The organism is Streptomyces sp. NPDC001822, assembly GCF_042892135.1.
GTDB lineage: Bacteria > Actinomycetota > Actinomycetes > Streptomycetales > Streptomycetaceae > Streptomyces.
In genome coordinates, this window is the sequence record NZ_JBIATW010000010.1 from 87,790 (window position 1) to 109,862 (window position 22,073).

Here is a 22,073-nt window from a genome sequence, read left to right on the forward strand (position 1 = left end):
CGTTCACCACCGCCCGGGGTAGGGGGACACCTCAGTATCACGACCCCGGATTTCACCCACATTACGCACCGGGTGTGAGAGAGAGCACGCGACCACCCACTACGATCGGCGCCCATGGTGTGCAGGGGCCCGACGGGCCTCCCCACGGCCCCGCGCGCACCTGATCCCCGCTCGACCACCCGTCCCTCCCGACCCCTTGGCAGAAGGACCCGCCGACATGAGCTTCGACCGCAGGACCCGCATAGAGCAGATGCGCAGTGCCGACCGTGCGCGTGACCGCCGCAACCGGGTCCTCGCCATAGGCGTGAGTGCCGTGGTCGTGGCGGGACTGGTCGGCTTCGGGTCGTACATGGTGCTGGAGAAGTCGGAGGCCAAGGAGCGGAGCGAGGAGAGCCGGGCCCAGGACTCCAAGCAGACGGAGCAGGAGCGGAAGGACCTCGCCGCCGAGCCGATCACGGGCGAGAAGACGTGGGACGCGAAGAAGCTGACCCGCAACCACGTCACGACCGCGGTGAAGTACCCCATGGAGCCGCCGGTGGGCGGCGACCACAATCCGGCCTGGCTGAACTGCGACGGCGTCGTATACGAGAAGGCCGTCCCGAACGTCAACGCCGTGCACGCCCTGGAGCACGGCGCGGTCTGGGTGACGCACACCGACAAGGCGTCCGGCGCCGACGTCGGCAAACTCGCGTCGCGCGTCAGGAGCACCCCCTACTCCCTGATGTCCCCGTACGAGGGACAGGCCGGGGCGATCATGCTCAGCGCCTGGGGCAAGCAGGTCACGGTGGACAGCGCGGACGACCCCCGGGTGGCGCGGTTCTTCGCGAAGTACGTCCAGGGTGCTCAGACGCCCGAGCCCGGAGCCCCGTGCACCGGCGGGGTCGACGGGTGATCCCGTCGCGCACCCGCCGTGTCCGGTGGGCGGCGGGCTCCGCGGTGGGCCTCGCCCTGCTGTTCGCCGGCGCGGCGACGGTGGCTTCCGCCCGGGACGACGGGGCGGCGCCCCCGCCGGGTACGCCCGCCGCGGACTCGGCGGACGCGGGCTTCGCCCGGGACATGGCCGTCCACCACCAGCAGGCCGTGGAGATGTCCTTCATCGTCCGGGACGTGACCGATGACGCGGACGTGCGGCGTCTCGCGTACGACATCGCCAACACGCAGGCCAACCAGCGGGGCATGCTGCTGGGCTGGCTGGACCTGTGGGCACTGCCCAAGACGGCCCCGGACGGCGCGGCCCCGATGGCGTGGATGTCCGGCGGCGGCCACGACGGCGCCGGACACGGTGGCAGCGGGCACGACAGCGGCGCCCACGGCAGCAGCGGCCACGACATGGCGGACATGCCGGGCGCGGCGGCCACGCACGGCGCCGCCGGCCCGGATCGCGACGGGGCGCTGATGCCAGGGATGGCCACCCGTACCGAGCTGAGACAGCTGGGTGAGGCCGGCGGGCGGAAGGCCGAGATCCTGTTCCTGCGGCTGATGACCGACCACCACAAGGGGGGCGTCGCCATGGCCGAGGCCTGCGCCGAGCGGTGCGCGGTTCCGGCGGAGAAGCGGCTCGCCCGGGGCATGGTGGAGGCCCAGCGGTCCGAGCTGGACCTCATGGCGGACATGCTCGGGGAGCGAGGGGCCGCGCCCCGCACGTGATGGGTGCGAGCCGCGCTCCGCACGTGATGCGCGGGAGCCGCGCCCCGGCCCCCACGACCGGCCCCACGCCCCGGACACGGCCCGCTTCCCGCGGTGTCCGGGGCGGTGGGCGGCGCGGCGGCTGGGCGGGAGGCGCGACGGGGCCGGTACCCGTCCGTGGCGTACACCCGCCCGGGTGATCCGCCAGCGGTCGCGGGCGCCGGGCGGGCCCACCACAATGGTGGTGGCTCGGGGTCGTACGGCATGCCCACCGGCACGCGGGAGGAATCACATGACCACCGCCAAGGACATCATGAGCAGCGGGACCCACTGGATCCCCGCCCACGAGACGCTCGACCGCGCGGCACAGATGATGCGTGACCACGACGTCGGCGCCCTGCCCGTCTCCGCCAACGGGGAGCAGGACAGGATGGTCGGGATCATCACCGACCGCGACATCGTGACCAAGTGCGTGGCGTCGGGGCACGACCCGGCGCAGGTGACGGCGGCCGAGCTCTGCGACGGCACGCCCCGCTGGATCGACGCGGGCGCCGGTGTCGAGGCCGTGCTCGACGAGATGCAGAGCCACCGCATCCGCCGGCTCCCGGTCATCGAGGGCAAGAAGCTCGTCGGGATGATCAGCGAGGCCGATCTGGCCCGGCACCTCTCCGACGAGCAGGTCGCGGGCTGGGCCGAGAAGATCTACGCCGGCTCCTGAGCTCCCGTCGCGTCCCGGCCCGGCTCCCCCGCCCCGCGGGAGGGGAAGCCGGGCCGGCCGGGTGTCGGGGCGGTCGGGTGTCGGGGCGGTCGGATGTCGGGGCGGTCGGGTGTCCAGGTATCCGGACGGCCGGGTGTCGGGTAGCCGTGCGTATACCCGACAGGGGTACGGTGCGCAATATGTCTGAAATGCCCAGTCGTCGCGCCGTACTCGGCTCCAGCCTCGCCCTGGCGGGCACGGCGGCCCTCACCACCCGGTCCTACGCCGCCCCGCGCCGTGCCCCCTCGCCCGCGCGGGCGGCCGACACCTACGTCGCCCCCGACGGCCCGGAGGTGGCCGACGCCGAGGCAAGGCGGGGCACCGGCCCACTGCGGAAGGTCTCGCTCACCGCCACCGCCTCCAGCCTGGAGCTGGGCGGCGGCCTCACCGTCCCCACCTGGTCCTACGGCGACCGGCTGCCCGGACAGGCCGTCCGGGTCACCGCGGGCGACCACCTCGAACTCACCCTCGCCAACCGTCTGACGCAGTCGACCTCGATGCACTGGCACGGTCTCGCGCTGCGCAACGACATGGACGGCGTCCCCGGCCTGACCCAGAAGGCCATCGAGCCCGGCGCCGATTTCACCTACCGCTTCGCGGTCTCCCACCCGGGTACGCACTGGATCCACCCGCACTCGGGCGTCCAGCTGGACCGGGGCCTGTACGCGCCCCTGATCGTCGAGGACCCGAAGGAACCGCTCGCCTACGACAAGGAGTGGGTGGTCGTCCTCGACGACTGGCTCGACGGGGTGGAGGGCTCCACCCCCGACGCGGTCCTCGGCGAGCTCACCAAGGGCCGGGGCAGCAGCCACGACGCCACGGCCCACACGACGAAGGCCTCCCGCCGGCGCCGGGCGGCCGCCGACGGCGACGCTCCCTCACGGATCATGGTGGGCGCCAGCAGCGATCTGCTCGGCGGCCACGCCGGTGACGTCGCCTACCCGCACTACCTGGTCAACGGCCGCAGGGCGAGCGACCCTTCGGTCTTCGAGGCCAAGCCCGGGGACCGCATCCGGCTGCGCGTCATCAACGCGGGCGGCGACACGGCGTTCCGGCTGGCGCTCGGCGGCCACCGGATGACCGTGACGCACACGGACGGCTACCCCGTCCAGCACGCCGAGACCGACACCCTGCTGCTGGCGATGGGCGAGCGCTACGACGTGCTGGTGACCGCCGGGGACGGAGTCTTCCCGCTCACCGCGCTCGCCGAGGGCAAGGACGCGCAGGCACTGGCCGTGCTCAGGACGGCGTCGGGCGAGATCCCGCCCGCCACCGCCCGGCCCTCCGAGCTGGACGGCGAACTCGTCACCGCCGACCGGCTGGTGGCGGACGAGTCGGTGGCCCTGGCGGACCGTGAGCCCGACCGGACCGTGCGCATGACACTGACGGGCTCCATGGACGCGTACGACTGGGGCTTCGACGGCAAGCCCTACGCCCCGGCCGTGCGGCAGCCCGTGAAGGCCGGCGAGCGCGTGCGGCTGGTCTTCACCAACCGCACCTCGATGTGGCACCCGATCCATCTGCACGGCCACACGTTCGCGCTGGCCGGTACGGCCCTCGGAGCCCGCAAGGACACCGCGGCGGTCCTGCCCGGCCGGTCGCTGACGGTGGACCTGGACGCCGACAACCCCGGCCTGTGGATGCTGCACTGCCACAACGTGTACCACGCCGAGGCAGGCATGATGACGGTGCTCGGCTACCTCCGCTGAGCCCCGCGCGACGGCGTCCCCGCGCGGGACGGGCCCGGTGGACGGCGGCTCGCCAGGACATCGCGTCAGTCAGACGATTACACTGGTTCCGTGCCTCAACTACGTCTCGCACTGAACCAGATCGACGCGACCGTCGGTGACATCTCCGGCAACTGCGAGTCGATCGTCCACTGGACCCGGCACGCCGCCGAGCAGGGCGCCCACCTCGTGGCGTTCCCCGAGATGGTGCTGACCGGCTACCCCGTCGAGGACCTGGCGCTGCGCTCGTCCTTCGTCGAGGCGTCGCGGGAGGCGCTGCGCGCGCTCGCCTCCCGCCTCGCCGACGAGGGCTTCGGCGAACTGCCGGTCGTCGTCGGCTACCTGGACCGCTCGGAGCACGCCGCGGTGCGCTACGGGCAGCCCGCGGGGTCCCCGCGCAACGCCGCGGCCGTGCTGCACCGCGGCGGTGTCGCACTGAACTTCGCCAAGCACCACCTGCCCAACTACGGCGTGTTCGACGAGTTCCGGTACTTCGTGCCCGGCGACTCGATGCCCGTCGTGCGGGTCCACGGAATCGACGTGGCCCTGGCGATCTGCGAGGACCTCTGGCAGGACGGCGGGCGGGTCCCCGCCGCCCGCGCCGCCGGGGCGGGGCTCCTGCTGTCCGTCAACGCCTCGCCCTACGAGCGCGACAAGGACGACACGCGGCTCGAACTGGTCCGCAGGCGCGCCCGAGAGGCCGGTTGCACCACCGCCTACCTCGCGATGACCGGCGGTCAGGACGAGCTGGTCTTCGACGGCGACTCGATCGTGGTCGACAAGGACGGCGAAGTCATCGCCCGCGCACCCCAGTTCGCCGAGGGGAGCGTGATCCTGGATCTGGACCTGCCCGCCGCTCCGGCCGCGGCGCCGTCGGGGACCGTCGACGACGGGCTGCGGATCGACCACGTGGTACTGAGCGAGGATCCGCTCCCCGCCTACGAGCCCGAGCTGACGGGGGGCTGCGCCGAGCGGCTGGACGACGACGAGGAGCTGTATTCGGCGCTGGTGGTGGGACTGCGCGCGTACGCCGCGAAGAACGGTTTCAGCAGTGCGCTGATCGGGCTCTCGGGCGGTATCGACTCGGCGCTGGTCGCGGCGATCGCCTGCGACGCGCTCGGTGCCGCGCAGGTGTACGGGGTCTCGATGCCGTCGAAGTACTCCTCGGAGCACTCCAAGGGCGACGCCGCCGAGCTGGCCCGGCGCACGGGGCTGAACTTCCGCACCGTACCCATCGAGCCGATGTTCGACGCCTACATGGGCTCGCTGGCACTCACCGGGCTGGCCGAGGAGAACCTCCAGTCCCGGCTGCGCGGCACGATGCTGATGGCCCTGTCGAACCAGGAGGGCCAGATGGTGCTGGCGCCGGGCAACAAGTCCGAGCTGGCGGTGGGTTACTCCACGCTGTACGGGGACTCGGTCGGCGCCTACGGGCCGATCAAGGACGTGTACAAGACGTCGGTCTTCCGTCTGGCGAGGTGGCGTAACCGGGCCGCCGAGGAGCGGGGGCAGGTCCCGCCGATCCCGGAGGCCTCGATCACCAAGCCGCCGAGCGCCGAACTGCGGCCGGGCCAGGTCGACACGGACTCCCTGCCGGACTACGACGTGCTGGACCGGATCCTGGAGATGTACGTCGACCGGGACCAGGGCAGGGACGCGATCGTGGCCGCCGGCTTCGACGACGCCCTGGTGACGAGGACGCTGCGGATGGTGGACGCGGCCGAGTACAAGCGCCGGCAGTACCCGCCGGGCACGAAGATCTCGCCGAAGGGCTTCGGCAAGGACCGCAGGCTCCCGATCACCAACCAGTGGCGCGAGTCGACCTGACGGGGCCGCCGGTCCAGGTCCAGGTACCGGTGCCCGGGAGCTGGACCGGCGGCGGGCAGGCGGTCCGTGCGTCCGCCCCGCGGACGGGCCCGCGCGCCGGCTGAAACCGGTGTGCGGGCCGTGGACCGAGGGGCCGGGCCTCGCGCGGCTCAGGACTCGGAGGAGCGCGCCCCGGCCTGTTCGCGCACCGGGGCCTCCCCCGCCAGGGCGCCGGAGGCGACCACGCGGGACGCGCCGGGGGCGCGGTCCAGGAAGCCGGCCGTGGCCGCGACCCCGAGCCCGGCGACCGCCAGGACGGCGCCGACGAAGGCCGGGGACGTCCAGCCCCAGCCCGCCGCGATGGCCACACCGCCGAGCCAGGCCCCGCCCGCGTTGGCGAGGTTGAAGGCCGAGTGGTTGGAGGCGGAGGCGAGCGTGGGCGCGTCCTTGGCCTTGTTCATCACGAGCATCTGCAGCGGAGTGGTGGTCAGGAAGCCGATGCCGCCGAGCAGGACCACCATGACCAGCGCCGCCCACCGCACGTGGACCGTGAACGGGAAGACGACGAGGACGACGGCGAGCGCCGCCAGCGAGCTGTAGAGGGTGGGACGCAGCGCCCTGTCGGTCAGCGGTCCGGCCGCGAGGGCGCCCAGGGTCATGCCGATGCCGAAGAGCGCGAGCACCAGCGTGACCGAGGACTCGCCGAAGCCCATCGACTCGGTCGTCATGGAGGAGAGGTAGGAGTACACGGCGAAGACACCCGCGAAGCCGAGGACGGCGGTGAGCAGGCCGAGCAGCACCTGCCGGTTGCCCAGCGCGCTGAGCTCGCGGCGGATGTTCTGGTGCGCCTCGACGGGGATCTGCGGGACGAGACGGGCGAGCGCCGCCATCGCGCCGAGGCCGATGACCGCGACCACCAGGAAGGTGGCGCGCCAGCCGAGGTGCTGTCCCAGCAGGGTCGCGGCGGGGACACCGATGATGTTGGCGACGGTGAGTCCGAGGAACATCGTGGCGACGGCGCGGGCCTGCCGTCCGTCCGGCACGAGGCGGGCGGCGACGACGGCGCCGACGCCGAAGAAGGCCCCGTGCGGCAGCCCCGCCAGGAACCGGCCGGCCATGAGCCAGCCGAAGCCGGGTGCGAAGGCGGAGGCGGCGTTGCCGACGGTGAAGACGGCCATCAGCAGCAGGAGCATCCGCTTGCGCGGTATCCGGGAGCCGAGACCGGTGAGCAGGGGGGCACCGAGCACGACGCCGATCGCGTACGCCGAGACGAGGTAGCCGGCGGTGGGGACGGACGTTCCCAGATCGTCCGCGACGTTGGGCAGCAGCCCCATCATCACGAACTCGGTGGTGCCGATGCCGAAGGCGCTCACAGCGAGGGCGAGCAGGGCCAGGGGCATGGTGGGGACCTTTCGGGGGTGGCCACCCGGTCCGTGGAGGGCGGGAGGCGGCGGTGTGGTGGCGGGAGCGTCGGCGTCGTTGCCGGGACGGGTTATGTATCCCGTCGGAACAAAGTCTCTCAGACGTTTGATGCCCGGAGGTGAACGAGCCGTTGCGCCGAGGTGTGATGTGGGCATCACTCGGCGGGGCCGCGCACGACCGTACCCGGCGGGCGGCGGGCCGCGCACCTGTCCGACGGCACCCCAGGAGCCCTCGCCGGAGCGCGCCCGCGCACCGGTCCCTTGCGCGCAGGCGCAGTTCGGCCCGGCAGCGCTTCGCTGAGCGGAGGGACCGGCGGCGTCCGGCGGCGTCCGGCGAGGCGCACAGGGCTCGCCGGCGAGGCGCGGCAGCGGGCCGGGCGGCGTGAACTCCCCGGCGCCCCGGGCGAGTACGGCCGGTCCGGGGAGTCGGCCGGTCCGGGGAGTGGGCCGGTGCGCCCTGACGGCGGGCCGGGAAGCCCGCCCGCCGTCAGGGCGGGCCACTCACAGTTCGACGCGGGCGGCGATCGGAAGGTGGTCGCTGTCCGTGGCGGGAAGGGTCCAGGAGGCGAGGGGTTCGACGCCCCTGACCATGATCTGGTCGATCCGCGCCATCGGGAAGGACGCCGGCCAGCTGAAGCCGAAGCCGTCACCGGCCGCGCCCTGGGTGGAGCGCATCTGGGAGGTGACCGCGTGCAGCGAGCGGTCGTTCATCGTGCCGTTCAGGTCTCCGAGCAGTACGACCCTCTCCACCGGTTCGTGGGCGATCGCCTCGCCGAGCGCGTCCGCGCTGTCGTCGCGCTGGTTGGCCGTGAAGCCGGCGTTCAGCTTGACCCGCACGGACGGCAGGTGGGCGACGTACACCTTCACCGGGCCCTCGGGCGTCGTGACCGTGGCGCGCATGGCGCGGGTCCAGCCCAGCTTGATGTCGACGGGCCTGGAGTCCGACACGGGGTACTTGCTCCACAGTCCGACGGTGCCCTGCACGGAGTGGTGCGGGTAGCGCTCGGCGAGCGCGTCCTCGTAGGCCGACACCTTTCCGGTGGGCAGTTCCTGGAGGGCGACGACGTCCGCACCCGAGCCGGCGACCTGGCGGGCGGTCCCCGCGGGATCGGGGTTGCCCGCGTTGACGTTGTGCGTCGCGACGGTGAGGTCACCACCGGCGCCCGACTTGTCGCTGAACAGCAGGCCGCCGAAGAGGTTGAGCCAGACCGTGACGGGCAGGACCAGCGCGATCACCGCGGTCGCCGAGCGCCGTAGCAGGCCGAGTGCCAGCAGAACCGGCACGACGAGGCCGAACCAGGGCAGGAACGTCTCGATGAGACTGCCCAGGTTGCCCACGGTGTTGGGGATGTCGGCGTGCAGCATCATCACGAGGGTCAGGGCGACCGAGCAGAGCGCGAGAATGATGCCCCGCCGCCAGATGCCCCGGTCGGACGCGACTCTGCGGCGCAGGGCCCCGATACGTGAAACCGGCTGCGAACCCACGCCGGCGCTCTCGGTGTCCGCCTTGTACGCCTGCACCATCGCGCTCGTCCTCACTGACTTGCCGTACACATCACCGCGCCTCACGACCCTAGGCGATGGGTGACGCCATTGGTGCCGCCGACGACGGCAGTACTGCCATCAGGACGACGTGAACGACGCGACGGGTTCCCGCCCGTCGTCACGCTCGTCCGGCTTGTGACAGAACGATCACATTGCGGACGCCGCCGCCCCCGCGCCCGTGACCTGGGACTTCGGCGGCCGGGGCGCGAGGCCCTGGAGGAGGATCCGGATGATGCGGTCCGCGAGGTCCTCCGGCAGGGGCGCCTCGGGACGGTGGACGGTGCGTACGAGCATGGGGCCCAGGAAGAGGTCGTCCATGAAATCCACGTCGAGGTCGTCGCGGAGCTCCCCCGCGTCCACGGCCCGCCGCACCGCGGCCAGCATGGCGGCGCGGCGCGGCGCGATGACGGTGCTCTGGTACTCGGTCCACAGTCTGGGGTGCTTCTTCATCTGCACGAACACGTTGTGCAGGAGGGCCGACGAGCGCTGGGCGAGTCCTCGCGTCCGCATGGACTCCAGCAGGACGCGCAGGTCGTCGAGGCCCGCGGTGCCGGAGACGGTGGGCTCGGGGGGCTCGATGTCACGCAGGACGTCGACGAAGATCTCCTCCTTGCCGCTCCACCGGCGGTAGATGGTGGCCTTGCCGACGCCGGCGGTGCGGGCGATCCGCTCGATGGACAGGCCGTCGAGCGTCTCGCCCGCCTCCAGGAGTTCCACGACGGCGTCGAGGATGGCACGCTCCACGGCCGCGCTGCGCGGGCGGCCGCGGCGCGGCTCCGGGCCGGGAGCGGCCGGGTCGTGCGGCCCGTCCCGCTCCGGATCGTGCCCCGGGTTCTGTGCCGCCTGCCGCACGTGGCCGCCTCTCGCTGCGCCGTTCCGCCGTTCGCTGTCCGTCGTCCCGATTCTCGCCGACCGGCGGACGCGCGGCGACCGCCGGCCGGTGAGGGGATCAGGACTGCAGCACCCGTTCCTCGCTGACCTCGGGCGTGGCGGCCGGCGGCCTGCCGGGCAGGAAGGCGGCCACGACGGCGGCGCCGACCAGGGCGACGGCCGCGGAGCCGAGGGCGGTGACGTGCATCGCGCCGATGAACGCGTCGTGCGCCGCGGCGATCAGCGGCCTGCCGGCGGGGCCGAGCTTCTCCGCGACGCCCAGGGTCGCCTCGATGGACTCCCCCGCCGCGTCCCGCGCACCGGCCGGTACGCCGCCGAGGTGCCCCTCCATGTCGCTGCGGTAGACCGTGGAGAGCACCGAGCCGAGTACGGCGATGCCGAGCGCCCCGCCGACCTGGCGGAAGGTGTTGTTGATGGCGGAGCCGGAACCGGCCCGCTCGCGGGGCAGCGCCTGCATCACGGCGACGGTGACCGGCGGCATGATGTGGGCCATGCCCGTGCCCTGGACGAAGAAGACCAGGCACAGCACCCAGAGCGGTGTGTCCGCGTCGAACAGGGCGAAGGCCGCGAGACCGGCGGCGACGAAGAGCATTCCGGCGGTGCAGACCGCGCGGGCGCCGAAGCGGTCGACGACCAGACGGGTGCGCGGCGCGAACAGCATCTGGGCGACGGCGAGCGGCAGGATCAGCAGGCCGGACTCCAGCGCCGAGTAGCCGCGCACGCTCTGCAGGTAGAAGGCGGAGAAGAACGTGACGCCCATCAGCGCGAAGAAGACCAGCGCTATGGCCGCGACGGCGGCCGAGAAGGCGGGCTTGCGGAAGTAGCTGATGTCGATGGACGGGTGGCTGCTGCGCTTCTCGTGCCAGACGAAGCCCGTCAGCACCAGCAGGCCGCCGATCAGCGGTGCGAGGACGGTGACGTCGGCGAAGGAGGCCAGCTCGCCGCCCCGGATGATGCCGTACACCAGCAGGACCAGGCCGACGATGGACAGGACGACCCCGAGCGGGTCGACGCGGCCGGGGTTCGGATCGCGGGAGTCGGGGACGAGCAGGACCATCGCGATCAGGGCGACGATCACCACGGGCACGTTGACCAGGAAGATCGACCCCCACCAGAAGTGCTCCAGGAGCACCCCGCCGGTGATCGGGCCGATGGCGATGCCGAGCCCGACACTGCCGGCCCAGATGCCGATGGCCTTGGGCTGTTCGTCGCGCTCGAAGACGTTCATCAGGACGGCGAGGGTGGCGGGCATCACGAACGCCGCGCCGAAGCCCATCAGCGCGCGCCAGGTGATGAGCTCGCCGGGCGAGGTGGAGAGCGCGGCCAGGCCGGAGCCGATGCCGAAGACCAGGATTCCGGCCAGCAGGACCTTCTTGCGGCCGATGCGGTCGCCCAGGAGTCCGGCGGTGAAGAGCAGCCCGGCGAAGACGAGCGTGTAGGAGTTGATGGCCCACTCCAGCTCGCTCTGGGTGGCACCGATGCCGGTCGGGGCGGGGCTGGCGATCGTCTTGACCGCGACGTTCAGGATCGAGTTGTCGAGGACGACGATGAGCAGGCTGAACATGAGGACGCCGAGGATGGCCCAGCGGCGGCGGTGGACCGCCTCGGGGACACGGGGCGCGACGGCGGGGGCGCCGGACGGTATGGACATGGCCAGGACTCTAACCGACTTCCAATACGAGACCGTCTCGTATTTGAAAGACTTTACCCGGCCGCCGCGCACCGTTCGGGGGCCCCGGTGGGCCCACTTCCCGGGAACGGCCGCGGGATGCCACCATGGAAGGGATCCGGGGACGCCGTCAGGGCGCCACGAGATGACGAAGGAGCCGTTGGCCATGTCGCTTCAGGCTGCGCAGAACCAGTCCGTAACACCTTCCGCGGGTATCGCTCCCGGCGCCGGAAAGGCGCTGTACGGGGGCACGAGCACCCGCCGCATCACCGTCCACGACATCGCCGCCGCCACGGAGCGCGGCGAGAAGTGGCCGATGCTCACCGCCTACGACGCGATGACCGCGTCCGTCTTCGACGAGGCCGGCATCCCGGTCATGCTCGTCGGCGACTCCATGGGCAACTGTCACCTGGGCTACGAGACCACGGTGCCCGTCACCATGGACGAGATGGCCGTCCTGTCCGCGGCGGTCGTGCGGGGCACCAAGCGCGCCCTCGTCGTCGCCGACCTGCCCTTCGGGTCGTACCAGGAGGGCCCGGTCCAGGCCCTGCGCAACGCCACCCGGCTGATCAAGGACGCCGGCGTCGGCGCGGTCAAGCTGGAGGGCGGCGAACGCTCGCACGAGCAGATCCGCCTCCTGGTCGAGGCCGGCATCCCCGTCATGGGCCACATCGGCCTGACGCCGCAGTCCGTCAACGCCATGGGTTACCGGGTGCAGGGCCGCGGCGAGGAAGCCGCCCAGCAGCTCCTGCGCGACGCCAAGGCCGTGCAGGACGCGGGCGCGTTCGCCGTCGTCCTGGAGCTCGTGCCGGCCGAGCTGGCCGCCGAGGTCACCCGCACGCTCCACATCCCGACCGTCGGCATCGGCGCCGGGCCCGACACGGACGCCCAGGTCCTGGTCTACACCGACATGGTCGGGCTGACCGGCGGCAAGGTGCCGCGCTTCACCAAGCAGTACGCGAACCTGCGTCAGGTGCTCGCCGACGCCGCCAGGGAGTACGCCGAAGAGGTCGTCGGCGGTACGTTCCCGGCCGCGGAGCACACCTTCCACTGACGCCCCGCCGACCACTGCCGCACCACCGACAGCCCGCCGACTTCCCCCATCGGCGGGCTGTCGCCTTGGGTCGGCCCGCTGTCAGCGACATGTCGGTGACTTGTCGGTGGCTGCTGGTGTCATGGTGTCCATGAAGCGACACGACAAGAACCTCAGGGGCGGCGCGAACGCCGTCGAGGTGCGGGGGCTGGTCAAGCACTACGGCACGACCAAGGCGCTGGACGGGGTGGACCTCGACGTACGCGAGGGCACCGTCCTCGGCGTGCTCGGGCCCAACGGCGCCGGCAAGACCACTCTCGTACGCTGCCTGTCCACCCTGATCCTGCCCGACGCCGGGCACGCGGTCGTGGCGGGCTACGACGTGGTGAAGCAGCCCCGGCAGCTGCGCCGGACCATAGGCCTGACCGGGCAGTACGCCTCGGTGGACGAGAAGCTGTCCGGCTGGGAGAACCTCTACATGATCGGGCGGCTGCTCGACCTGCCGCGCAAGAAGGCCCGATCCCGCGCCGACGAGCTGCTGGAGCGCTTCTCGCTCACCGACGCGGCCCGGAAGGCCGCGATGGAGTACTCCGGCGGCATGCGGCGCCGGCTCGACCTGGCCGCCTCCATGATCGGCAGCCCGGCCGTCCTCTACCTGGACGAACCGACGACCGGGCTCGACCCCCGTACCCGCAACGAGGTCTGGGACGAGGTGCAGCGCATGGTCGCGGAAGGGGCGACCGTGCTCCTCACCACGCAGTACATGGAGGAGGCCGAACAGCTCGCCAGTGAGCTCACCGTCATCGACCAGGGCAAGATCATCGCCCGGGGCGGTGTCGACGAGCTCAAGGCGAAGGTCGGCGGCCGGACCCTGCAGATCCGTCCCTCCGACCCTGCCGAACTGGCCGCCATGGCGCAGGCGCTGCGGGAGGCCGGTCTCGACGGCGTCGCGGGCGCCCAGGCCGTCCCGGACGAGGGCCTGCTGTACGTACCGATCCTCAGCGACGAGCAGCTGACCGCCGTGATCGGGCTGCTCGGCACCCGCGGCTTCTCCCTCGCCCACGTCGCCACCGCGCTGCCCAGCCTGGACGAGGTCTTCCTCGCCATCACGGGCGACAAGGCCACCGTCACCGACTCGAACCCCCAGGAGGTCGCGGCATGAGCACGACGACGCTGACGCCCACGCCCACCGACGCCACCGCGACCGCTCCGGCCGCGGTGCTCCACGACGAGGGCCGGATCGGGCTGCGGAACAACCTGCGCCACATCGGGGCCCTGGTGCGGCGCAACCTGCTCCAGATCAAGAAGGATCCGGAGTCGATGTTCGACGCGCTCCTGATGCCTGTCGTCTTCACACTGCTGTTCGTGTACGTCTTCGGCGGCTCGGTCGGCGGCAGCCTGGGCGGCGGCAGGGAGGAGTACCTCAACTACCTGATCCCGGGCCTGATGGCCATGATGGGGATGAACATCGCCATGGCCGTCGGCTCCGGTGTCAACGACGACTTCCGCAAGGGGGTCATGGACCGGTTCCGCACGATGCCGATCGCCCGCTCCTCGGTGCTCATCGCGAAGATCGTGGTCGAACTCGGCCGGATGATGGTCGCCACGCTGATCCTGCTCGGCATGGGCTTCGCGCTCGGCATGGAGCTGCAGGAGTCGGTGCTCGGCCTCGTCGGGGCCATCGCGCTCTCCTCCGCGTTCGGCGCCGCGATCATGTGGATCTTCATCCTGCTCGGACTGACCATGAAGACCGCGCAGTCGGTCCAGGGGACGGGGATGCTCGTGCTGATGCCGCTCCAGTTCGGGTCCTCCATCTTCGCCCCGACCGGGACCATGCCCGGCTGGCTCCAGACGTTCACCGAGTACAACCCGCTGTCCAACCTGGCCGACTCCGCCCGTGCCCTGATGATGGGCGGCCCGCTCGCCCACTCGGTCTGGGTGACGCTCGGCTGGACCGTGGTCATCACCGGTGTCATGGCCCCGCTCGCGGTGGCCAGGTTCCGCAAGAAGTCCTGACGCCCGGGGTCCTCCGTCCGGACCGGGCCGGATCAGGGCACGCGAGCCCGGCCCGGCACGATCCGGACGAGAGGTCCTACGCCTCCCCGTACGTGCGCGCCAGAGCGGTGGCCTCCTCCAGTGCGAGGCCGCCGCCTTCGGCGTACGCGGCCTCGCGGACCGCCTCGTCCGGCTCCGCGGCGCGGACGGCGCGCTCCGCCTCGGCCAGGTTCTCCCGCTCGACGGCGCTCGGCACGTGACCCTTCGGCAGCAGCTTCCCCTGGAGGCCGAGCAGCATCGCCGCGTCCCGGCCGCCGCGCTCGCCGCCCAGCCCGGCGACGGCCCGGGCGAGGGTGGTCATGTGGGCGGAGGTCATCTGCGGCGCCACCATCCGCGCCAGCGAACCCCGCGAGTGCTCCAGGGCGTACAGGGCTCCGGTCAGCGCTTCCGCGTGACGGCCGTCCATGGTGTCGAGCCAGGCCAGCATGCCCACGACGAAGCCGTCGAAGATCGCCGCCGTCTCGGAGCCGAACTCGCCGCGCAGCGCGGTCAGCTGCTCCCGCGACTCGTCCACCCGGCCGGTCCGGCCCAGCCACTGGGCGAGCGCGAGCCTGGCGGCCGGCCGCGCCTCGTTCACCGGGGCCCGGCCCTCGGCGACCACCTCGCGCAGGATGCGCTCCCCCTCCTCGCCCCGGCCCGTCTCGCACAGCGCTGCTGCGTACCTGGCACGCAGCAGCGCCACCTGCGACTGGGCGCCGAGCCGCTCCGCGTATCCGACCGCGGCACGGAAGTCCTCGGCCGCCGCCGCGATGTCGCCGCTGCGCTCGTTGGCCTCGCCCCGGGAGGAATAGGCCTCCGCCACGCCCCACACGTCCCCGATGCGGACGAAGATGTCCAGGCTCTCGTCGGCGTCCTTCCGTGCCTCGCCCGCCCACTCGGGCCGGTTCGCCAGGAGGTTGGCCCGCAGTTGCAGGGCGGCTGCCAGATCCCAGGTGTAGCCGAGTTCCCGGCAGGCGCGCACGGTCTCGTCGGTGACGTCACGCAGCTCGTGGGACTCCGACTCCCCGGCGAAGATGATGGCGAACAGCCAGAGGGAGCCCGGCATCCGGCAGGTCTGCGGCTGGCCCGCCCGGTAGGTACGCGCGATCACCCGCAGCCGTGCCCGGCCCTCTTCGGTCGTCCAGCCGTCCGAGGCGTGGTCCAGGCTGGCCAGCTGGATCAGCCGGACGCCGCGCCGGGCCTCCTGGGCCTGCTCGGGTTCCCACGGCGGCGGCCGGTCCGTACAGCGTTCGAGCAGCGCGGGGGCGGGCTCGGCGGACTCGCCGAAGGGGTCGGGGCTGAGCGCGCCCACGGCCTCGGCCCACTGCCGGGCCTCGGTCCGCAGATCGCGCATGTGCCAGTACCAGGCGAGGGGGAGCACGAGGCAGAGCGCCTCGTGTTCCTCACGTGCCGCCGTCGCGCGGCGCAGGGCGGTGCGCAGGTTCTCGTATTCGTGCTCGAACCGCCGGAGCGCGGCGAGTTGGCCGGGGCCGCGGAGTCCGGGGTCGGTGGTGCGGGCCAGCTCCCGGTAGTGGACGAGGTGCCGGCGTTCGGCAGCGGTCCGCTCCCCCGCCTCGCCGAGGCGCTCGGAGGCGTATTCCGCGACGGTCTCCAGGAGGCGGTAGCGCATCTCCCCGTCGTCGCCGGGGGCGGCCACCACCAGGGACTTGTCGATCAGGGAGCCGAGGAGCGGAGCCACGTCGCGGGCGTCGGACAGGACCGCCCCGGGCAGGGAGCAGACCTCCTCGGCGGCGGCGAGGTCGCAGCCGCCGGCGAACACGGACAGCCTGCGCAGCGCGGCGCGTTCGTCCTCGCCGAGCAGGTCCCACGACCAGTCGACGACCGCGCGCAGGGTCTGCTGGCGGGGCAGCACGGTGCGGCTGCCGCTGGTCAGCAGACGGAAGCGGTCGTCGAGACGGTCGGCGATCCGGCGCGGGCCGAGCATGCGCAGCCGGGCGGCGGCCAGTTCGATGGCGAGCGGGAGCCCGTCGAGGCGCCTGCAGATCTCGGCGCAGGCCGCCGCCGTCTCCGCGTCGGCGTCGACCCGGAAGCCCGGCCTGGCGGCCGCGCCGCGGTCGGCGAACAGGCGCAGGGCCATGGGGTCGGGCAACGGGTCCACGGGGCGCACCAGTTCGCCGGGGACACCGAGGGGCTCACGGCTCGTCGCGAGGACGGTGAGGCCGGGACACCGGGCGAGGAGGTGGTCCGTGAGCCGGGCCGCCGCCTCGACCAGGTGCTCGCAGTTGTCGAGCAGCAGGAGCATGCGCCGCTGGGAGCAGTGCTCGACGAGGTGGGCGAGCGCGCTCCCGGCACCGGCCACCGAGCCCCGCTCCACGGCACGCAGTCCCTCCGCCCCGGCCCCGCGCAGCACGGTCTCGCGGGCGCCGAGCGCGCCGAGCACGGTCTCGGGCACCGCCTCCGGGTCGTCGACCGGGGCGAGTTCGACCAGCCACACACCGTCGGGCCAGGACGCGGCGACGGCCTCGGCGGCCTCCTGGGAGAGCCGGGTCTTCCCGGCGCCGCCGGGGCCGAGGAGCGTGACCAGCCGGGCACGGGTCAGGTCCTCGCGCAGGCCGGCGATGTCGGCGTCGCGTCCCACGAAGCTCGTGAGCCTGGCCCGCAGGTTCCCCCGGCGTACGGGCGGTGCGGAGGCCGCGGCCTCCGGGGCGGGGTCCCCGTGCAGCAGGTCCGCGTGCAGGGCGCGCAGGGCGGGACCCGGATCGGTGCCGAGCCGGTCGGCGAACAGGGTGCGGACCTCGTCGTAGGCCGCGAGGGCCTGGGCGGCGCGTCCGGCGTCCCGCAACGCCCCGATGCGCAGGACCTGCAGGGGCTCGTCGAGCGGGTGGTCGGCGCAGAGCCCGGCGAGTTCCGGCAGCGCCTCCTCGGCGCGGCCCAGGGCGAGGACGGCCCCGATGCGGATCCGCCGCGCGTCGAGGCGCCTGGCGTCCCACCGGGCTGCGGCCACCGCGCGGTCGGGCAGATCGGTGAGCGCGGGCCCGCGCCACAGGGCGAGGGCGTCGTCGAGGACGGCGACGGCCTTCACCGGGTCGCCCCGCTCCGCGGCCTGCGCGCCCTCGCCCGCGAGCCGCTCGAAGCGGTACAGGTCGACGTTCCCGGGCTCGGTGGCGAGGCGGTAGCCGCTCTCCGCGGATTCGACGGCCTGCGGACCGAGCGCCCGCCTGAGCCGGCCCACGAGTGCCTGGAGGGCGCCGACGGCGTCGGCGGGCGGGTCGCCGTCCCACACCTCGTCGACGAGTGTCCCGGCCGGGACCGTGCGGCCCGGGCGCAGGGCGAGCACGGTGAGCAGGGCGCGCAGCCGCGCCCCGCCGAGGTTGACGGCCGTGCCGTCGGCCCGGAGGGCGCGGGTGGTACCGAGGATGCCGTAGTGCACGCGCCCATTGTCCGTGACGGCCGTCCTCCGCGTGGAACTACCACCCGGCTACGAGACGTTCCCGCCGTGTCACCCGTAAGGTCGGGGGCCCGTCCCGTGCCGCGCAGCGCGGCCCAGCGCCTCAGGAGGGTCCTCGATGACCACCGCGTTCCGCCGCCCCAGCGACCGGCGGGTCAGCCCGGTCTTCCTCGGGATCGTCGCCGTCATGGCCGCCTCGGGCTGGGCGGTGTGGACCGGCTTCGCCGAGCAGACCGGGTTCGCGGTCTTCCTGTTCGTCACGGCTGCCTGGATCGTCTCGCTCTGCCTCCACGAGTACGCCCACGCACGCACCGCGCTGCACAGCGGCGACATCTCGATCGAGGCCAAGGGCTATCTCACCCTCAACCCGCTCAAGTACACCCACGCGCTGCTGAGCATCGTGTTGCCCGTGCTCTTCGTCATCATGGGCGGCATCGGCCTGCCGGGCGGGGCGGTCTACATCGAGCGGGGCCGTATCAGCGGGCGGTGGAAGCACAGCCTGATCTCCGCGGCCGGCCCGCTGACCAACGTGCTGTTCGCCGTCGTCTGCACCGCGCCGTTCTGGCTGGACGCCCTGGACGGTGTCCCGCTCTCCTTCCGGCTCGCGCTGGCGTTCCTGGCGCTGCTCCAGGTGACGGCGGCGATCCTGAACTTCCTGCCGGTCCCGGGGCTCGACGGCTACGGCGTGATCGAGCCGTGGCTGTCGGACGGCGTCCGGCGCCAGGTGGCGCCGTTCGCGCCGTTCGGGCTGATCGCCGTCTTCGCGCTCCTGTGGATCCCGGAGATCAACGGGGTCTTCTTCGACGCGGTGGACGCCCTGCTGCGGGGCCTGGGCGTCAGCGAGGCCGAGACGTACTGCGGCCTCGACACCTACCGCTTCTGGCAGGAGTGGTTCGGCGACCAGGACCCGGGCTGTGCGCTGATCGGCTAACGGGACAGCCCTGGGCCGGCCGCCCCGGCGCGGGCCTCCGCCCGGTGCTTGCGCACGTAGAACCAGGTCATGTTCGACGAGAGGCCGGCCAGCAGCACCCAGATGATGCCGAGGAAGCTGCCCTGGACGAAGGCGACCACGGCCGCGGCGACGGCGAGGACGCAGACGGCCAGGGAGTAGAGAGCGAGGCGGGGCATGAGGGCTGGTGCTCCTGTCCGGGGATGGTGCGCGGTCCCGTCCAGTGTCCCTCATGCCCGATTCGGCTCCCGGCACGGGCTCACACGTCGGTGGTGCGCAGCCCCGCGTGTGCCTTGTAACGGCGGTTGACGGAGATCAGGTTGGCCACCAGGGACTCGACCTGGTGCGCGTTGCGCAGCCGGCCGGCGAACACGCCGCGCATCCCGGGGATGCGGCTCGCGAGGGCCTGCACGGTGTCCGTGTCGGCGCGCGCCTCGCCCAGCACCATCACGTCGGTGTCGATCTCGTCGATCGTCTCGTCCTGGAGCAGCACCGCCGACAGGTGGTGGAAGGCGGCGGTGACCCGGGAGTCCGGCAGGAGGGCGGCCGCCTGCTCGGCGGCGCTGCCCTCCTCGGGCTTCAGGGCGTAGGCGCCCTTCTTGTCGAATCCCAGCGGGTTGACGCAGTCGACGACGAGCTTGCCGGCGAGCTCCTCGCGCAGGGACTCCAGCGTCCTGGCGTGACCGTCCCACGGCACGGCGACGATCACGACGTCGCTGCGGCGCGCGCACTCCGCGTTGTCCGCGCCCTCGACGCCGAGGCCGAGCTCGGCCGCCGCGGCCTCGGCGCGGTCGGCGGCGCGGGAGCCGATGACCACCTTCTGCCCGGCGCGGGCGAGGCGGTAGGCGAGGCCGCGGCCCTGGGGGCCGGTCCCGCCGAGCACGCCGACCGTGAGGCCGGACACGTCGGGGAGGTCCCACGGATCCTTGGCGGGGGGCTTGGGGGTGCTGCCACTGTCGTTCGTAGTCATGGCGCCGACCCTACTGCCAGGTAGCCGCCCGGGACCCCCGCCCCGTGCCGCCTCCGCGAGGCGCACCGCGGAGGCCCGCCCCACCCCCCGTCCGGGTGGATTACCGCGATCGGGCGGCGCCCCGCACACGTCGGCGTGCATGATTCCGGGTCATGGATGCGGTACGTGTCGCTCTGCTGCGCGAGGTGCTCGCCGGGACGCAATGGCCGTCGGCGGCCCGGGGGTTCGCCCGCACACTGCGGTCGTCCGTCGTCCCCCGGGGAGGCGGGCTGCTGCTCGTGGGGACCGAGGTCTACGAACCGTGGCACATGGCCGCGCACCTCGTGGACGAGTCGACGTGGTGCGGGCTGCCCCAGCTCAGGCCCACGCTCGTACGCCACCGGGTGGAGCCGGACGACCCCGCGCACCTGGCCGTCGGGCTCGGCCGGATCGAGGCGGCGGGGCGGGGCGAGACGCTGCTCCTGGTGGCGCCCGCGCGGCCGGACGCCGCGCTGCTGGAGCGCGTGCACGACGCGCGCCGGGCGGGGGCGACGGTGCTCTCGCTGGACGGCGGTGATCCGGAGGTGCGGGGTCTCGCCCACGAGGCGCTGACGGTCTCCGCCGAGGACGAGGTGGACCTCGACACGGTGCAGCACCTGGTGAGCGCGGCGGCCGGGGAGAACGTGGCGGTCACCCCGCGCGGCCGGAGGTCGTTCCGGGACCGGCTGTCCCGCCTGGCCGACCAGCTGACGGCTCCCCCTCCGGCCCGGTGGTGAGGGGGCCGGCCGGCGGCTCCCCCGCAGGCCCCGTGGTGAGGGGGAGGGCGGGCCCGTCACCCCGGCCGGGAAAACACGTTGCCGTGACGGGTGCGGCGACGGACCATGATCCCTCGTGACCTCGCGTACCTCCCGTCTGCTGCCCGACCTCTCCCCCTGGCGCTCCTCCGCCGACTTCCGGCTGCTCTGGATCCAGGGGCTGGTGACCTACTTCGGCAGCTTCATGGCCCTGATCGCGCTGCCGCTGCAGATCAAGCACCTCACCGGTTCGCCGCTCGCCGTGGGGGCGATGGGCGCGGTGGAGCTCGTGCCGCTGGTCGTCTTCGGACTGTACGGAGGTGCGCTGGCCGACTCCGCCGACCGCCGCAGGGTCATCCTGGGCACCGAGGCGGGGCTCGGGCTGCTGGCCGTGGTCCTGCTGGTCAACGCGCTCGCCCCCGAACCCGCGCTCTGGCCGCTGTACGTGGTGGCGGGCGGGGTGTCCGCCCTGGCCGGGCTGCAGCGCCCGGCCCTGGACTCCCTGATGGCCAGGATCGTGCCGCACGACCAGCAGACCGCCGCGGCCGCGCTGAACTCGCTGCGCTGGCAGGTCGGCGCCATCGCCGGGCCCTCGCTCGCGGGGGTGGTGGTGGCCTACGCCGGGCACGCGACGGCGTACGCGGTCACCGTCGTCACGTTCACGGTCTCGGTGCTGCTGTGCCTGCGGCTGTCGTCGGCGCCGCCCGCCCATGACGCCGAGAAGCCGTCCCTGCGCGGAATCGCCGAGGGGGCGCGCTACGCCTGGAGCCGCCCGGTGCTGCTCGGCACGTACGCGATCGACCTCGCCGCGATGTTCTTCGCCTTCCCGAACGCGGTCTTCCCGTTCCTCGCGGACGACCTGGACGCCGAATGGTCCCTGGGGCTGATGTACGCCGCCGGATCGGTGGGCTCGCTCGCACTGGGGCTGACCAGCGGCTGGACGTCCCGGGTGCGCCGGCACGGGCTGTTCGTCGTGGGCGGCGCCGCGGGCTGGGGCCTGGCCATGGCCGCGGCCGGGTGGTTCCAGGACATCTGGCTGGTCCTGGTCTGCCTCGCCGTCGCGGGAGCGGGCGACATGCTCAGCGGGCTCGGCCGGTCGACGATCTGGAACCAGACGATCCCGGACGAGCTGCGGGGGCGGCTCGCCGGGATCGAGGTGCTCTCGTACAGCGTCGGCCCCCAGCTGGGGCAGGTCAGGGCGGGTGCGATGGCCGGCTGGACGGGGGCCCGCTCCGCGGTGTGGTCGGGCGGGGTGGCGTGTGTCGCCTCGGTGGCGCTGCTGGCCGCGGCGCTGCCGCGGCTCCTCACCTACGACTCCGCGACGGACGAGGATGCGAACCGCAGGAGGGCGGCGGGCACCGGTCCCGCCGAGGACCGGCCCGGCCCGGTGCCCGGCGGGCCACCCGGCACGGAGCCGGGTGGCCTGCCCGCCGCCCGCGTCGACCTCTGAACCGGGCGGCGGG

General features: G+C 73.1%; 18 protein-coding genes. 11 read left to right on the top strand and 7 right to left on the bottom strand.

Annotation, left to right across the window (positions count from 1 at the left end; genetic code table 11):
• Positions 1 to 217: 217 nt before the first annotated feature.
• The 5 genes from ACFYY2_RS22890 to ACFYY2_RS22910 all read left to right on the top strand — a co-directional run bounded on the left by ACFYY2_RS22890 (position 218) and on the right by ACFYY2_RS22910 (position 5,937).
• Positions 218 to 892, top strand: a complete 675-nt coding sequence (locus tag ACFYY2_RS22890) for a DUF3105 domain-containing protein (RefSeq protein WP_388745724.1) — start codon at positions 218 to 220, stop codon at positions 890 to 892.
• Positions 889 to 1,647 carry a DUF305 domain-containing protein gene (locus tag ACFYY2_RS22895; RefSeq protein ID WP_388745726.1) on the top strand — a complete coding sequence of 253 codons (759 nt, stop codon included), beginning with the start codon at positions 889 to 891 and terminating at the stop codon, positions 1,645 to 1,647. Before ACFYY2_RS22890 ends, ACFYY2_RS22895 begins: the two co-directional genes overlap by 4 nt.
• Before the next feature lie 271 nt (positions 1,648 to 1,918).
• On the top strand, positions 1,919 to 2,344 hold the full coding sequence (locus tag ACFYY2_RS22900) for a CBS domain-containing protein (RefSeq protein ID WP_388745728.1): 426 nt from the start codon (positions 1,919 to 1,921) through the stop codon (positions 2,342 to 2,344).
• Between the two features lie 179 nt (positions 2,345 to 2,523).
• Complete coding sequence (locus ACFYY2_RS22905; RefSeq protein ID WP_388745730.1) at positions 2,524 to 4,092, top strand: multicopper oxidase family protein; 1,569 nt, start codon at positions 2,524 to 2,526, stop codon at positions 4,090 to 4,092.
• A gap of 90 nt (positions 4,093 to 4,182) precedes the next feature.
• The gene (locus ACFYY2_RS22910; RefSeq protein ID WP_388745732.1) at positions 4,183 to 5,937 is read left to right on the top strand and encodes an NAD+ synthase; all 1,755 of its coding nucleotides are present in this window, start codon (positions 4,183 to 4,185) and stop codon (positions 5,935 to 5,937) included.
• A 149-nt stretch (positions 5,938 to 6,086) separates the two neighbouring features.
• Here ACFYY2_RS22910 and ACFYY2_RS22915 read toward each other — a convergent pair whose 3' ends face one another.
• From ACFYY2_RS22915 to ACFYY2_RS22930, 4 genes are all read right to left on the bottom strand, one after another.
• On the bottom strand, positions 6,087 to 7,316 hold the full coding sequence (locus ACFYY2_RS22915; RefSeq protein ID WP_388745734.1) for an MFS transporter: 1,230 nt from the start codon (positions 7,314 to 7,316) through the stop codon (positions 6,087 to 6,089).
• 522 nt (positions 7,317 to 7,838) lie between these two features.
• The gene (locus tag ACFYY2_RS22920) at positions 7,839 to 8,789 is read right to left on the bottom strand and encodes an endonuclease/exonuclease/phosphatase family protein (protein ID WP_388746060.1); all 951 of its coding nucleotides are present in this window, start codon (positions 8,787 to 8,789) and stop codon (positions 7,839 to 7,841) included.
• 240 nt (positions 8,790 to 9,029) lie between these two features.
• Positions 9,030 to 9,734, bottom strand: a complete 705-nt coding sequence (locus ACFYY2_RS22925; RefSeq protein ID WP_388745736.1) for a TetR/AcrR family transcriptional regulator — start codon at positions 9,732 to 9,734, stop codon at positions 9,030 to 9,032.
• A 97-nt stretch (positions 9,735 to 9,831) separates the two neighbouring features.
• Positions 9,832 to 11,424, bottom strand: a complete 1,593-nt coding sequence (locus ACFYY2_RS22930) for an MFS transporter (RefSeq protein WP_388745738.1) — start codon at positions 11,422 to 11,424, stop codon at positions 9,832 to 9,834.
• Positions 11,425 to 11,608: 184 nt separating this feature from the next.
• On the opposite strand from ACFYY2_RS22930, the gene panB reads away from it, so the two are divergent.
• The 3 genes from panB (at position 11,609) to ACFYY2_RS22945 (ending at position 14,491) form a co-directional block, all read left to right on the top strand.
• Entirely contained in the window at positions 11,609 to 12,496 is an 888-nt protein-coding gene (gene panB, locus ACFYY2_RS22935; RefSeq protein ID WP_388745740.1) for a 3-methyl-2-oxobutanoate hydroxymethyltransferase, read from the top strand.
• Positions 12,497 to 12,617: 121 nt separating this feature from the next.
• On the top strand, positions 12,618 to 13,637 hold the full coding sequence (locus tag ACFYY2_RS22940) for an ATP-binding cassette domain-containing protein (RefSeq protein ID WP_388746062.1): 1,020 nt from the start codon (positions 12,618 to 12,620) through the stop codon (positions 13,635 to 13,637).
• A complete protein-coding gene (locus ACFYY2_RS22945; protein WP_388745742.1) occupies positions 13,634 to 14,491 on the top strand; it encodes an ABC transporter permease in 858 nt (285 codons plus the stop codon). Before ACFYY2_RS22940 ends, ACFYY2_RS22945 begins: the two co-directional genes overlap by 4 nt.
• 76 nt (positions 14,492 to 14,567) lie before the next feature.
• Here the strand turns inward: ACFYY2_RS22945 and ACFYY2_RS22950 are convergent, their stop codons facing one another.
• The gene (locus ACFYY2_RS22950) at positions 14,568 to 17,900 is read right to left on the bottom strand and encodes a BTAD domain-containing putative transcriptional regulator (protein WP_388745744.1); all 3,333 of its coding nucleotides are present in this window, start codon (positions 17,898 to 17,900) and stop codon (positions 14,568 to 14,570) included.
• A 136-nt stretch (positions 17,901 to 18,036) separates the two neighbouring features.
• On the opposite strand from ACFYY2_RS22950, the gene ACFYY2_RS22955 reads away from it, so the two are divergent.
• Positions 18,037 to 18,849, top strand: a complete 813-nt coding sequence (locus ACFYY2_RS22955; protein WP_388745746.1) for a site-2 protease family protein — start codon at positions 18,037 to 18,039, stop codon at positions 18,847 to 18,849.
• Here the strand turns inward: ACFYY2_RS22955 and ACFYY2_RS22960 are convergent.
• A complete protein-coding gene (locus ACFYY2_RS22960; protein WP_388745748.1) occupies positions 18,846 to 19,046 on the bottom strand; it encodes a hypothetical protein in 201 nt (66 codons plus the stop codon). The genes ACFYY2_RS22955 and ACFYY2_RS22960 overlap by 4 nt on opposite strands.
• A gap of 80 nt (positions 19,047 to 19,126) precedes the next feature.
• Positions 19,127 to 19,837 carry an NADPH-dependent F420 reductase gene (gene npdG / locus ACFYY2_RS22965; protein ID WP_388745750.1) on the bottom strand — a complete coding sequence of 237 codons (711 nt, stop codon included), beginning with the start codon at positions 19,835 to 19,837 and terminating at the stop codon, positions 19,127 to 19,129.
• Between the two features lie 152 nt (positions 19,838 to 19,989).
• Here npdG and ACFYY2_RS22970 point away from each other — a divergent pair, with 152 nt between their 5' ends.
• On the top strand, positions 19,990 to 20,592 hold the full coding sequence (locus ACFYY2_RS22970) for a hypothetical protein (protein ID WP_388745752.1): 603 nt from the start codon (positions 19,990 to 19,992) through the stop codon (positions 20,590 to 20,592).
• A gap of 115 nt (positions 20,593 to 20,707) precedes the next feature.
• Positions 20,708 to 22,060: an MFS transporter gene (locus ACFYY2_RS22975; RefSeq protein WP_388745754.1), complete on the top strand. Its 1,353-nt coding sequence runs from the start codon at positions 20,708 to 20,710 to the stop codon at positions 22,058 to 22,060.
• Positions 22,061 to 22,073 lie beyond the last annotated feature (13 nt).